Here is a 13656-nt window from a genome sequence, read left to right as displayed (position 1 = left end):
CTGTGACATTTCGCCAGATCATGACCCGCCGCCCTGCTTCTCCGACCTTGTCGCTGCGCCGTTACGGCGCGGTGCAGGAATCGGACGTACACGACTTCCATCAGATCGTGCTGGGCGTCGAAGGCACGATGACGATGACCGTCGACGGCGGGCAGGCGCAGATCGACCGCCGCCGCGCATGGCTGATCCCAGCCGGCTCGCGGCACGAATATGCGGGGCTCGGCGAAAACCGCCAGCTCGTGCTCGATCTGCCCCTCGGCTCGCTCGCGATACCCGAGCGGCTGTTCGAGCGAGCGAAAACCATATCGATCGAACCGGCACTCACATTGCTCGTCGCCGAACTTGCTTCGCGCACCGCGCTCGATTCGCAAGCCGATGCGATAGGCGTGCGACGCTCGCACTGGCAAGCGGCCGCGCAACTATGCGGCGCGCTCGTCAACGACAACCGCGTGCCGCTCTCACCGGCCACTGGCCTCGATTTCACCCGAATCGACCGCTGGCTGCGAGCACGCCTGGCTGAGCCGCTGCGCGTCGCCGATCTCGCCGCGCATTGCGGCTTCGGCATGCGGCGCTTTCACCAACTCTTCTGCGACGCGTTCGGTGAAACGCCGCATCGGTATCTACAACGGCTAAGGCTCGACGCCGCAATCGTATTGTTGGGCAACTCCCAATATTCACTTAGCGAAATTGCCGGCGAAGTCGGCTTCGCCGACCAAAGCGCATTCACGCACGCGTTCACCAAACGGTTCGGACTCGCGCCGGGACAGTGGCGCGGCCGCCGATGAGCTTGCATGCAGATGCCGGCGCGCTGGCCAAGTTGCGGGCACAGGGTTCGCCGGCGTAACCGTTTCGGAAGCCGAATCTCCCTCTCTGCACGCCCTCCACGCTTCAAATGCCTTCCGTGCGAATGCGCTCGCACGGCCAATCAGCTTCATCACCGTTGGCGACGCGCGTCTTCCATGCCGCCCCACCCCGCCGATGCATCAGCCCCCGGAGCGAATCGCTTCCTGATAAACCGCGGCCACCCGCTGCGCAATCACCGCATTGTCGAAATGATCGATCGCATAGCGCCGGCAAGCATCGGCATCCGGCAATGCGAGCGAACCCGATAGTACGTCGATCAGCCCGCCCGCAATCGCGCCGGCGCCGGTCTGCGGCAGCACGAGCGACTCGGACAGCCCGGCCACCGCCTCCGGCAATCCGCCAACGGGTGTGACGAGTACCGGCGTACCGGATGCAAGCGATTCGACCGTGATGAGACCAAACCCTTCGAGCGCGACAGTCGGCACGATGCTGAGCATTGCCGCGCGATACAGCGTCGCCAGATGGTTATCCGGGACGAAGCCGAGCAGCTTCACGTTGCCGTTGACGCCGGCTTCGTCGATCCGCGCTTGAAGCTCGCCTGCAAGCAACCCTCTGCCTGCGATCAATAGCAACACGTCCGGATGGCGACGCTTGACAATCCGCATCGCATCGATCAAATCCTCGAGCCCCATGCGCCGCACGAGCCTTCGCACCGCGAGCACGATCGGCCGGTCCTGCGGCAATTGCAGCTTGTGGCGCGCATCGGCTCGCGTCATCGGCAAATCGAATCGCGCAGCGTCGACGCACCCTGGCACGACGCGCACGCGCGCCGGATCGATCCCGTAGCATGACGTCAGGATCTCTCCGAACGCGCGCGACAACACGATCAAATGCGACGAGCGCGCATAGACCGCCCGCTCGAGCCGGTACTTGAGTTTTCGCCCGATCCTATGCGCGCCCTCCACGCGGCTCTCGTCGGCCCATGGCCCCTGAAAATGCGACACCTGCGGAATGCCGCGCGTCACGTCGAGACCGGGAAACGTATACAGCGCAAAGTGCGACGAAACGACATCGGGCCGCTCCGCGCGAATCACGTCGCGCAACGCCCGGCGAGCCGCAACCATCCGGCGCGGCAGCGACTGCGTCGCCAGCCCGAAACCGCGAATCGCGCCGCCTGTGTCGGCCGCCACGCGCGGCGAGCCCGCGACGACGCCGCACACGGCAACACCCGCCGCCGGCAGCGCGCCGATGAGGGAGTAATACATCCGGTCGAGTCCACCCGCTCGCTCGGGAAACCAATGCATGCCAATCTGCAGTGACTTGATCGCAGTGAGCTTGTGGGTCGGGTTCATCGTGACGGCTCCTGTGTAGCTGCATGTTCGGTACTGCCGAGCGACGGCCGGGATCACGGCCGCGACGACTGATATAACCGCCGGTACAGCGCGACGTACTGCGCACCCATGCGCGCCCAGCCGAATCCTTCCATCAACGTGCGCGCGGCACGGCCCATCGCGCGGCAGACGTCGCGCCGGCCAGCGAGGCGGCCGATCGCGCCGGCCAGCGCGTGCGGATCATCGGGATCGTCGAGCACGATTCCGCATTCCGGTGTGATGATTTCCGCGCCGCCCGCGGTATGGGCGGTCACGACAGGCAGGCTCGCGGCCATCGCCTCCAGCAGCGACAAGCTCATTGCTTCGTATCGCGAAGGAAACACATACGCATCGACCGACGACATCAGCGCCGGCATGTCTTTCACGAGTCCGAGAAAATGCACGCGAGAATCAAGCTTCAACACGCGCGCCTCGCTCGGATACGGACTGCCGGGCAAATGGCCGGCAACGGCAAGATGCACGCTCGAAGGCAATTGCGCGAGTGCCTTCAGCACGGTACCAAGATTTTTGCGCGGGGTGCGTAGATCACCCACGAACAGCAACATGAACACATTGTCCGGCAGTCCGAACGTCGCGCGCGTGGGCGCCGCGCTCGCGAAAGCGCGGGTATCGACGCCGTTGTAGATCACGGCGATCCGCCCGCCGTCGATACCAATCCGCTCGATCTCGCCGGCAACCTTGCGCGAGACCGCGACGATCGCGCGCGAACGCCGGTATGCCCAACGCTCGAGCCTCGTATTCACACACGTATAGACGTACTGATATGCGGACCACCATCCCTTCGTCAATCCAAATGGGTAGTAGCGGCTTGCGAACCAGCCAGCGTGTACGAAGTGCGCGGTATTCACATCCGCGCGTATCCATGAAATGAAGCCGTTCACGTGCAGAACGTCATAGGCGTTGCGATGATTGCGCAGCCACCACGCGCTCTTGATCGCGAACACCTGCTGCTCGACGAGTTTCGACGGGCAGAAGCGGCCCGCTCTCACCGCAATCCAACGCACACGTGTGTCGGTAAGCAACTCGGGCGCGACGTGCGACGCCACGAGCGTCACCTCGCAATTCTGCGCGAGCGCCGCCCGCGCGATTTCGTAATTGACGCGCCCCTGCCCATCGTTGTGGCGCACGACATGCGTGACGATCGCAATTCTCACTGACAATTCCCCGTAAAATGCGCGGCGTCTATCTTCTGTAGTTTTTGCCAATGCGCCGCCGACAAGATCGAAAAGACACTCGTGTACAGCAACAAGCCACCCGTTCCGATAAACGAGTTGGTGAAAACAAGCATCGCGAAGATCGACAGGCACAGGCTCAAACACGCGGTGGCGAACTTGTCGCCGCGCAGCCTGAACGACGCGCGCACCGCTCGGACCAGAAGCCATACCAAGCCACACAGATAGAGCAGCGTGCCGGGCCAGCCGAGCACGAACGGCACATTCATCACGCCGCTGTCGAAGCTGCCGTACTTGCCGAGGCCGCCGCTGTCGCTCGACAGCTTCGTCGACGCGCCGGTCGCGCCGAGCCCTTCGCCCTCGACATCGGTAAACGCAGTCTGCGCAAACGCTGCAAAGAACTTGTTTCGATCGTCGTAGCTGCGATCGTCCTTCAGGCTCAAAATCGATTGCAGACGCTGCCCGAGCCGATCACCGATCGGGCCCGCCGTCAGAATCGGCAAGCACAGCGCACCCAGCACGATCGCGCCGCCGATGATCCGCATGCGCGCGCGATTGCTCGACTTCACGAGCTGGATCAGCAGCGCGATTGCCCAGCCGCCCCACGCCGAACGCACGAGACAAAGCATGAACGAAACAAATCCGGCTGCGCCAGCGATCCAACGCACACGCTCGGTTGCGGCAAACATGAATACGAGCGCCCCCATCATGACGAACGCGAATGGACCCGACGAATTCATTGTGCTGAACACGCGCACGCCATACGGCACTGGATCGCCCTGCGAGTTCATCTGCGAGCCGATCATCCATAACGCATCCCAGTTTGGCATCACAAAGAATTGCACGGCGCCATAAATGCCCATCACGAGCATGCCCCAAATGAAGGTCGACAAAATCGTCGCGCGGTACAGCGGATAATTCCGCGCATGCACGGTGATGTGAAATCCGATCAGCACCGGGTAAAGCCAGTTCGCGAGATCGTAGGTCGCGGCAAGCAGGCCGCTCGACACGATGCCGACAAAATACGCATAGGCGATACCCAAAAGGATCGGCAGCACCGGCAAGCCGCGCCGCTCGGCCAACACCCGATGGTGGCGAAGCAATCCGAAGCACGCGATCATCGTGACCGCGAGCGGCGCGATCTGAATCAAGCTCGTCGGCACATACGCACCTCGCGACCAGTCTGCGAGCCGCCGTACCTCCGGGCTCAGAAACCATATCCACCAGATGAAACCGACATAACGCGCGGGACTCCTGAAATACAGCCACAGGCCAGCCGCCACCGCGATGCATGGAAAGGCGTATGTGAGCAGCGCGCCCTGTCTGGCCGCGATCAGCACTACCGTGGTCGCCCATAAACCAGTCTGCGCAACCCAATGCTCAGGATCGCCAAAAAATTTCCTCAGCCCCAAGCCACTGTCGCCAGCATGGACGGAAATCGTGCTTGCATGCATCGGTTGCACCCTCATCCACTCGAACGCGTACTTGGCTTCGCCGGCGCCAACGACGCTTCGTCGGCCGCATGCGCGCGGCGGCGCTTCATCAATTCGCGCGTGATCCGCACATGTTGTGCGGCAAATTGCCGAGTGGTCAGATTCCGCTGCACAATCCGTCGCGCGGCAGCTTGCGCGCATGCGAGCGCCTGTTCGGGTCGCGCGGCGAACGCGTCGGCCGCGCGCCGCAGAGCGGGCGCATCGAACGGCGGTACATAGGCCGCGGTGTCAGCGGGAAAATAATCGCGCAATCCCCCGACATCGGCGACGATCATTGGCTTGCCCAATGCCGCTGCCTCGAGCATCACCGTGATGCCCGACGCATGGAAATTCGGCCGCAGCGGTACAACGATCAGATCCGCCCAGTCATAAAGCTCGCGCTGCCCGGCGATCCCCGACACCGGCGCGATCATGATATTCGGCGCGTGTAGCGCACGCGATATCCGGCGCCGTGTTGCAAGACGCACCTCATATTTGTCATCGTCCCGGAACGCCGTGACGAAGGTTTTCCAATCGCGATCCCGATCATTGCCGATCGCCGCGATCCGCAGCGGCCAATGCGGCGTCCACGCGCCGGGCATACACACCGGAAAGTCCCGCGTATCGAGCCCGTAATACACGTGTACCGCGTCGCGGTGGAGATAACGGCGGCACAATCCGCCGTTATCGCGCGCAAGCGTCGTCAGCACGTCCGCACGGTTCAGCAGCGCGCGATACAGCCAACGGCGGACGCAGCCGTAATCCGGCCATCGATCGAACAACCAGACGCTCTGCGCGAGCAACAGCGGCCTCGCGCCACGCTTCCCCGAAAGCCGCAGCGTCAACGCCGCTGCGAGATGTTCTTGTTCAGTATGCGTCCAAATGACGTCGCTATTGAGAAGAGCCTCACGATTGCGCCACGCGTGAACCAAATCAAAACCGAGTGCGATCTTCAGCGCGCGCCGGCCGATGCCGGCGAGCCGCCCTTCCCGTGCATCGCGCGAATACGTCAGCGCGAATTCGTCCGATTCCGCGTGGTGATAGCCATACAGACAGCCGATGCCGTCGCCGCGGCGATATGTGCGCGGATCGGCACCATAGAACAAATGAACGTGAACCCTCGTAGCCTTCATACTGCGGACTCCAGCCAGTTCGAATCGGTTCGGCATGCAAATCACTTCGACAGATATCCGGTCATGCCTTGCGCCGATGTGCAGACAGCGCCGCGCGCCGTGCGTCGCGTGCGCCCCGCCGCACTGCGCGCCAGTGCTCGCGCGTAATCGCGCCGTTGCTCGCCGCCAGTGTCAGCACGACATGCACGAGCCCCGGATATAAGCGCGTGCCGACGAACGTCCACCACCACCACGCGATCTCGCACCGCACGGGCGACAGATGCTCGCGCAAGGTCAAATGCAGATTGTAGGCCGCGTTCGACAGCGCGGTTATCGATGCAGCGCCGCGCCGGTCGTCGTCGAAGCGCTCGGCCGGGTAATGATCCACGGCAATGGCCGGATCGTAGACGAGCTTCCAGCCCGCACGCTTCACGCACATACTGAACAACGTGTCGTTATGCGTCTGCGCACCGGCTCCGCGCAGACGCGTATCGAAGCGCAACCTGCCGATTGCCGCAACGCGATAGCTCATATTGGCCCCTTTCAGCGTATCGACTTCACGCGCCTGCCCGACACCGAGATGGTGATTGCCGACGATCTTGCCCAACATGGTCACCCGGCCCACCAGCGCATGCTTCCCATTGAGCAAACGCCCGTTCTCATACACCCAGTCCCGACCGCCAATCGCGCCGAGCCGCACATCGGAGGCAAACGCCGCGCCGATTCGCTCGAGCCAATCGGCGCGGGGCACGGCGTCGTCGTCGGTGATCGCGACGACGTCGCCCGTTACGGCATCGAGCCCGCAATTCAACGCCGCCACCTGCCCCGGCACGTCGATCGCGACGACGCGCAGCGCAAGCGCGCCGCGCACGAGCGGATCACCGAGCCGCTCCTGGGATGCGGCGTCGTCGGAACGCACGACGACGATCACCTCGTAAGGCGCCACGCGCTGCCGTTGCAACGCGATCAAGCAACGCGCAAGATCCGCGGGACGTCGATAAGTCGGCACGAGTACGGAGAGTTTCATCGTTATTTGGTTGATTGACGAACGAGCCGGTGTCATGGGCTCAGGTATTCGTGCATGGCCGCATAGCTTCGGCCGTAGCCGCGCGTGCGCGGCGGCACGCCGTTGAAGATTCCACCTTGCAGATACACACCCGCCGTGCGCAGCCGCTTGATCGCATCACCGATTTCGGCTTCGGTGTGCATGCCGGAGCGCAGCACCAGGAAGGTCGCGCCTGCGAGTCCGCCAAGGATCGCGGCATCGGTGACGGTAAGGATTGGCGGTGAATCGACGAGCACCAAGTCGTATCGCTTCGCGATACCGTCGAGATATTGAGGCAGCCGTGGCGACATCAGAAGCTCGGACGGATTCGCCGGACAGGCGCCGGACGCAATGAACGACAGCCCCGGCACCGTCGTTTCGCCAATCGCCTCCTCCAGCGCGGCCTGACCGCTCAGCAGTTCCGATAAACCGCCTGCCGGCCCGGCATCGAAATAGCGCTTGAGCATGCCGCGCCGCATATCGGCGTCGATCAGCAAAACCCGCTTACCCGAATGCGCGACGAGTGCGGCAAGATTGACGGCAAGAAAACTCTTGCCAATGCGGGGCGTCGGACCGGTCAGCACGACCACGCGGTTCTTCGTCTCCGTCAAGACGAACTGCATCGCCGTGCGCAGGCTGCGCAGACTTTCAACGCTCATATCCTTTGGCTTCACACACGCGAGGATCGGCCTCGGCACATGCCCAGCCGCATGGCTCGCCGATGTATCGAGACGCGCTTGCTCAGCGCTATGCGGCACGATGCCGTAGAGCGGCAAATTGAATATGCGTTCGACACGATCCGGGTCCTCGATACCATGCAACAGATTGCGGCGCAGGAACACGACACCCGTGCCGACGATCAAACCAAGCAGCATCGCCGCTGAAAGGATCAGCGCCTTCTTCGGTTTGATCGGCTGGCCGGGACGCAGCGCAGCATCGACGAGCCGGATATTGCCTCCCATGCCCGCTTTTTGCACCGACAGTTCCTGCACGCGGTTCAGCAGTAGCACGTAAATATCCTCAGCAACTTTCGCATTGCGTTGCAATGCCACGGCCTTCGCTTCCGTCGAGGGCAAGCTGCGGAATTTGTGCTCGTACCTCGCTCGCTCGGCTTCGAGTTGACCGAGTTGCCGGCGCGCGGCGACGACGAGCGGATGCTCGTCCGTATAACGCTGCGCAAGCGACGCGAGCTGTAGCCGCTGAGCGGCGATCTGCTGCTCGTACAGAACGCTGCCTTCGAGATAGACTCTCGCCTCGTCACTCGCGTTGATTGATCCAGACCTGCGTTGATATTCGGTCAACTGCGCTTCCGTTCGTTCCAGATCTGCCTTCAGGCGCGGCTCCTCGCTTTTTAGAAACTCGAGCATCTTGGTCGCTTCCGCCTGTTTGCTCGTCACGTGTTGATGCAGATACGACTGTGCGATCGCATTTGCGATCAGTGCCGTCTGTTCGGGGTCCTTGCCTTCGAGCGAGATCTGAATCACTCCCGTCTGCTTGCCCTGTTCGCTTACCTGAATACCGGACTGAAATCCGGTGATTGCATCGAGATCGTTCAGCCGAACCACGACGAACTGCGTGCCGGGCCGCGCGATAAGCTTCGTCACTTTCATCGTCACCGCGGCACCACGTTCGATTTTTCCGAGCTTGCCTCGCAGCAGCAGTCTGCCGTCCGGATCGGTAAGCGTAAAATCGTCTGCTGCCCCCGCCGTCAGCGTCAGCTTTCTGCCCTCGAACGCGGGCGCCACCATGATCGAATCGATCGCGGCCTCTTCGCCGCCCCATCCGTATGACGGCATGCCCAGCCACGGATTCGCCGGATGCCCCGACGTCGCAAGCCGCGCGGCGATCGCACCGAGGATCGGAAACGTCTTCGGCATCACCGATACATTCAGCTTGAACCGCTCGACAACCGGTGCGACGACGCCGCGGCTCTTGATGATCTCGATTTCGGCATCGGTCTGCGGCGTCGGCGGGCCGCTATTAATCACGGCGCCCGTCTGCGTCTGCGTGAGCGCCTGAGAAGTGCTGTCGCCCGATTCCACGCGCACGTGCACATCCGCCGAATACACCGGTTTCGCGACATAGCAGTAGAGGCTGGCGAACGCAACGACAACGAGCGCGATACCGAGCAGCAGCCAGATATCGTCTACGATCACCTGGAGCAGATGGCCGAGTACGACATCCTCCTCATCGGTCTTCACCGCGAGGCTGGCATACGGATGTGGCGCTTGCGTATTCACCATGCTTTCCCGTTTGAGGTTGACACGGACCGCACGGCAGCCCGGCGGCCGGTCAGTGCGTGATCTGCTTCATGTAATAAATCGACTGAATCGTCGGGAAGATTTGCTGCAACATGCGGTTGAAGTGCGCCGATCCGGCCGTGCCCACATAAACGACATCGAGCGGCTTCAACTGAAAGCGGCTCGAGAGCATCAGCGCATCGGGCTGTGTCATGTCGAGACGGAAAATGTCCGGCGTATTGGGCTTATCCTGCAGATCGCGCAGCACGTATATCTGGCGCGGGTTTGCATCGGTATCGAGGATTCCGCCGCCCGCCGTTAGCGCATCAGCGATCGTCAATCGACCTTTGAGCATTGGCACCGTAACGGGCATTCTCACTTCGCCCATCACGAACACGCGGCTGTCGGCGCGATCCGGTACGTTGACCACATCGCCCGCTTGCAACATCACGTTCTGCGTGACGTCGCCGCGGTCGAGCATTGCATTCGCATCGAGCTGATAGAACTTTCCGCCGCGCGTGAGACGCACGCGCTGCAGATCCGCTTCGGCAGTCGTGCCGCCCGAGCGTGTGAGCGCATCGACCAGCGTGAGAGGCACATCCGTCATAGCGAGAGGGCCGGGGGTCTTCACCTCGCCCGTCACCTGAATTTTCTGGCTGCGATACGACAGCACGCGCACATCAATCTGAGGATTCCTCACATAGCGTGCGAGCCGCGCGGCCAGTTCGTCGCGCACCCGGCCGACCGGCTTTCCCGCGACCATCAGGCGGCCGACGAACGGAAAATAGATCGTGCCGTCGGAGCCGACCGTTTGCCCGTAAGGATCGGCCTGGCCCGGCAGCGCAGTCGTATAAGGCTGCTGCAGCGCGCCAGCAATCGTCTGCGTGGTATTACCGCCGCTGGAGAACGACTGTCCTTGCGGCGTCGTCAGTTCCGGATGATCCCAGACCGTAACGCCGAGAATGTCCTGCGGCTGGATTCGGTACACGTATTGCGATGCATCGGTGTAGCGCGCCGGCGGCAGCGGCTGATCGGTACGTTGCGCTTCTGCCTGCGACACGATCAACTCGGCGGTGACGAGCCGCACGCGGTAATGCATATCCGGTTGCTTGTCGTTGTCGTCCAGCCGCGACGTATTCAGATAATGACCTGGCGCGGTCGAGCATGCCTGCAACAGCGACGCGAGCGTGACGACAAGCACCATCGGTCTAAGCGAGCGATTCATCATGGTTTTTGCAGCCATCCTCCTTGGGCCAGGCATTCGATCAATTGGCAGCGCTCGCGCGCCTGCGATCTCCGCGCTCCCTTACCTACAAGGTCACTTTGCCGCCTGACAACGGTTGCGCCGATTCGAAATAGCGGGACACGGCCTACGCCATGCGTTCAAACTCCGATGCGCGCAGCCAGTGAAAATCCGCCGCCCGAGGCGACGGCGCGCGACAGCGCGCCAGTGCGCCCGATCGCGTGATATTCGATGCCCAGTTCGCGCATCGCGAGCGGTTCATACAGATTGCGTCCGTCGAAAATCACCGGTGTTTTCCAACGCTTGCGGAGTGCATCGAAATCCGGGTTCTTGAACACTTTCCACTCAGTGACAATCACGAGTGCGTCCGCGTCCCGCGCGGCCTCGCTCTCGTCGTCGACGAACGTAAGACGCGCAAGCGCCTGCGGCCATGCATGCAAATCGAGCGCGAGCACGCGTTCGGCTTCGGCGCGTGCAATCGGATCGTAGGCGGTGACGTGCGCGCCATGCGTAAGCAGTTCGGCGATCAGCATGCGGCTCGGTGCATCCCGCATATCATCGGTGTCCGGCTTGAACGCGAGTCCCCAAACGCCGAAGCGGCGGCCCGCCAGGTCTTCGCCGAAGCGCGCGATTACCATCTTCGCGAGCCTGCGCTTCTGCTCGTCATTGACCTTCGATACCGCCTTCAGTACGCGCAACGGCTGCCCACGCTCGTCCGCGGCGCGAATCAATGCTTCGATATCCTTCGGAAAGCACGAACCGCCATAGCCGCAGCCCGCATACAGGAAGTGATAGCCGATCCGGGGATCTGAACCGATTCCTCGCCGAACCGCTTCGATATCCACGCCGAAATGGTCCGCGAGATTCGCCATCTCGTTGATCAACGAGATGCGCGCCGCCAGCATCGCATTCGCCGCATACTTCGTGAACTCGGCCGAACGCACGCTCATGTACAGCGTGCGCTCATGATTGCGGTTAAACGGCGCATAGAGTTTTTTCATCAGCTCACGTGCGCATTCGCCCGGCACATCGTCGTCCACGCCAATCACGATCCGTTGCGGCCGCGTAAAATCCTCGAGTGCCGCGCCTTCCTTCAGAAACTCCGGATTCGACACCACCGAGAACATCGCCCGGTCCTCGCCGCGCTTGTGCAGTTCCTCCGTAACCACGGCATGCACACGCTCGGCAGTGCCAACGGGCACTGTCGACTTGTCGACGATGACCTTGAAGCCCGTCATATGACGGCCGATGTTGCGCGCGGCTGCCAGCACGTATTGGAGATCGGCCGAACCGTCTTCGTCGGCAGGCGTGCCGACCGCGATGAACATCACGTCGCTATGCCCAACCGCCGCCTCGATGTCAGTCGAAAACCGCAGGCGGCCCGCCGCGCGATTGCGTGCAATGATCTGCGCGAGCCCCGGTTCGTGGATCGGCACGCCACCGCTGTTCAGGATGCCGATTTTTCGAGGATCGACATCGAGACAAAAAACATCATGGCCGATATCGGCAAAACACGCACCCGTGACAAGCCCTACATATCCACTGCCGATGATTGTCAGATTCATCCGTCGAACCTCTTAGCCAGTGAGCCGTAAAATTTGCCGCGCTCAATACGCGTTGCTACAGGTAAAGCCCTTCCATAACGTCAGCGCGACGATCTTGATGTCGAGCCAAAGCGACCAGTTCTGCATGTAGTACAAATCCAGCTTCACGCGGGCGGCCATCTGCTCGATGCGAGCCGTTTCGCCGCGAAAACCGTTGATCTGCGCCCACCCCGTGATGCCCGGCTTGATCCGGTAGCGAAACATGTAGCCGTTCACGAGATCCTTGTAGATATCGTCGTGTTCCAGCGCGTGCGGGCGCGGGCCGACCACCGACATCTCACCCTTCAGCACATTGATGAACTGCGGCAATTCGTCGAGACTCGTGCGGCGCAGGAACCGGCCAACGGGCGTCACGCGCGAATCGTTCTTCGCGGCCTGCGTGATTTGCCCGGCCTTTTCCTGATGAACCTTCATCGAGCGAAACTTATAGATTTCGAACTCGCCTCCGTCGACTCCCTTGCGCTTTTGCCGGAAAAACACGGGCCCGGGCGAAGTCGACTTGACGAGCGCAGCAATCATCAGCATCACCGGCGCGAGCAATACGAGCGCTGCGAGCGCAAACATCCGGTCGAACACGAACTTCGGCAGAATCCGCATGTCGGTGATCGGCGATGCGGCAAGGTTGATCGCCGGCACGCCAAGCAACTCGACCACGTCCTGATTGAAAAGCGACACGCTACGCACATCAGGAATGAAACGAATGTTGACGAAATCGTGGCGAAACTCGGTCACGATCCGTTGAATCTGCGGCTCCTCCGACAGTGGCAGCACGAGCCATAGCTCGCGAATCTCACGGCCTCGCACGCGCCGCACCAGCTCGGCAAAGCAGCGCTCGATCACGATGCCGTCCGGACCAAACGGCATCGGGCAGTTTTTCGCATCGACGGCATCGCCCGATGCGTCATAGATACAGACAGGCTTGAAGCCCGCATCCGGACGCGCACACATATACGCAATGAGACGCTTCGTCGCGGCCGCATGCACGCTACCGACGATCGCCACCGCTTTGTGGTTGTAACCACCGCGCCGCAATCGCCGCAGCACCGCATACACGCACGCCTTCGATGCGACCAGCAATGCAATCGTCGCAACCGCCCAATAACCGAGCCATAAATACGAAAATTCGCTCGCGTGATGCACGCTGAAACTCATTAAAATGCCCGCTCCTTCGACGACGAGCCAAGCAACCGGCACGCGCCACATCAGACCGAACATCGGCATGCCGCGCCAGGATTGATAAATGCCGAACGCGGGAAAAAGCACCACAACGAGCATGCAGTCGAACACCAGCATTGTTTGCTGGAGATCATCGAGCCACATGCACTCCCGCCGGTACAGCAGCGCGGCGATCAACGCGCCCGCAACCGCCATCGCGATATCGATCACTCTGGCCTGTACGCTCAACATGGTTACGTCCTCGCGCTGCCGAACAGCATCTGGTCAAAACAGTGCATGACGCTATTGAACCCTCAATAAAATTCTCGCTGCAAGAGCAGAATTATTAAAAAATAAGTCGCTATTTTTTAATAATTTTTTCATGTCGATATTTTTATGTTTTTTATCATGGACAAAA

The 13656-nt window shown here is 61.6% G+C and carries 10 protein-coding genes; 1 reads left to right on the top strand and 9 read right to left on the bottom strand.

What is annotated here, in order from left to right; translation table 11 throughout:
- Nucleotides 1-20: 20 nt before the first annotated feature.
- Nucleotides 21-785, top strand: coding sequence for an AraC family transcriptional regulator (locus AQ611_RS17605; RefSeq protein ID WP_059515182.1), 765 nt, complete (start codon nucleotides 21-23; stop codon nucleotides 783-785).
- Nucleotides 786-983: 198 nt separating this feature from the next.
- On the opposite strand, the gene AQ611_RS17600 is transcribed toward AQ611_RS17605, so the two are convergent.
- The 9 genes from AQ611_RS17600 to AQ611_RS17560 form a co-directional block, all read right to left on the bottom strand.
- Nucleotides 984-2156 (bottom strand): glycosyltransferase family 4 protein, encoded by a 1173-nt coding sequence (locus tag AQ611_RS17600; RefSeq protein WP_059515184.1) that lies wholly within the window; start codon nucleotides 2154-2156, stop codon nucleotides 984-986.
- 53 nt (nucleotides 2157-2209) lie between these two features.
- On the bottom strand, nucleotides 2210-3349 hold the full coding sequence (locus AQ611_RS17595; protein ID WP_069235532.1) for a glycosyltransferase family 4 protein: 1140 nt from the start codon (nucleotides 3347-3349) through the stop codon (nucleotides 2210-2212).
- Complete coding sequence (locus AQ611_RS17590) at nucleotides 3346-4821, bottom strand: glucose-6-phosphate isomerase (protein ID WP_069235531.1); 1476 nt, start codon at nucleotides 4819-4821, stop codon at nucleotides 3346-3348. The genes AQ611_RS17595 and AQ611_RS17590 overlap by 4 nt, the downstream gene beginning before the upstream one ends.
- A gap of 11 nt (nucleotides 4822-4832) precedes the next feature.
- On the bottom strand, nucleotides 4833-5972 hold the full coding sequence (locus tag AQ611_RS17585) for a glycosyltransferase (protein ID WP_069235530.1): 1140 nt from the start codon (nucleotides 5970-5972) through the stop codon (nucleotides 4833-4835).
- Between the two features lie 61 nt (nucleotides 5973-6033).
- Complete coding sequence (locus tag AQ611_RS17580) at nucleotides 6034-6978, bottom strand: glycosyltransferase family 2 protein (RefSeq protein WP_069235529.1); 945 nt, start codon at nucleotides 6976-6978, stop codon at nucleotides 6034-6036.
- Between the two features lie 32 nt (nucleotides 6979-7010).
- The gene (locus AQ611_RS17575) at nucleotides 7011-9239 is read right to left on the bottom strand and encodes a polysaccharide biosynthesis tyrosine autokinase (protein ID WP_069235528.1); all 2229 of its coding nucleotides are present in this window, start codon (nucleotides 9237-9239) and stop codon (nucleotides 7011-7013) included.
- A gap of 49 nt (nucleotides 9240-9288) precedes the next feature.
- Nucleotides 9289-10464 carry a polysaccharide biosynthesis/export family protein gene (locus tag AQ611_RS17570; protein WP_069236365.1) on the bottom strand — a complete coding sequence of 392 codons (1176 nt, stop codon included), beginning with the start codon at nucleotides 10462-10464 and terminating at the stop codon, nucleotides 9289-9291.
- A gap of 155 nt (nucleotides 10465-10619) precedes the next feature.
- Entirely contained in the window at nucleotides 10620-12044 is a 1425-nt protein-coding gene (locus AQ611_RS17565) for a UDP-glucose dehydrogenase family protein (protein ID WP_069235527.1), read from the bottom strand.
- A gap of 42 nt (nucleotides 12045-12086) precedes the next feature.
- On the bottom strand, nucleotides 12087-13490 hold the full coding sequence (locus AQ611_RS17560) for an undecaprenyl-phosphate glucose phosphotransferase (protein ID WP_069235526.1): 1404 nt from the start codon (nucleotides 13488-13490) through the stop codon (nucleotides 12087-12089).
- Nucleotides 13491-13656 lie beyond the last annotated feature (166 nt).

The organism is Burkholderia singularis, assembly GCF_001718875.1.
GTDB classification, from domain to species: Bacteria; Pseudomonadota; Gammaproteobacteria; order Burkholderiales; family Burkholderiaceae; genus Burkholderia; species Burkholderia singularis.
This window is presented reverse-complemented; position numbering and strand designations above follow the sequence as displayed.

What these genes read in the sequence shown, in the direction of transcription:
- AQ611_RS17605 (WP_059515182.1), top strand. Translation starts at nt 21, where the DNA reads ATGACCCGCCGCCCTGCTTCTCCGACCTTGTCGCTGCGCCGTTACGGC.
- AQ611_RS17600 (WP_059515184.1), bottom strand. Translation starts at nt 2,156, where the DNA reads ATGAACCCGACCCACAAGCTCACTGCGATCAAGTCACTGCAGATTGGC.
- AQ611_RS17590 (WP_069235531.1), bottom strand. Translation starts at nt 4,821, where the DNA reads ATGCATGCAAGCACGATTTCCGTCCATGCTGGCGACAGTGGCTTGGGG.
- AQ611_RS17585 (WP_069235530.1), bottom strand. Translation starts at nt 5,972, where the DNA reads ATGAAGGCTACGAGGGTTCACGTTCATTTGTTCTATGGTGCCGATCCG.
- AQ611_RS17580 (WP_069235529.1), bottom strand. Translation starts at nt 6,978, where the DNA reads ATGAAACTCTCCGTACTCGTGCCGACTTATCGACGTCCCGCGGATCTT.
- AQ611_RS17575 (WP_069235528.1), bottom strand. Translation starts at nt 9,239, where the DNA reads ATGGTGAATACGCAAGCGCCACATCCGTATGCCAGCCTCGCGGTGAAG.
- AQ611_RS17570 (WP_069236365.1), bottom strand. Translation starts at nt 10,464, where the DNA reads ATGATGAATCGCTCGCTTAGACCGATGGTGCTTGTCGTCACGCTCGCG.
- AQ611_RS17565 (WP_069235527.1), bottom strand. Translation starts at nt 12,044, where the DNA reads ATGAATCTGACAATCATCGGCAGTGGATATGTAGGGCTTGTCACGGGT.
- AQ611_RS17560 (WP_069235526.1), bottom strand. Translation starts at nt 13,490, where the DNA reads ATGTTGAGCGTACAGGCCAGAGTGATCGATATCGCGATGGCGGTTGCG.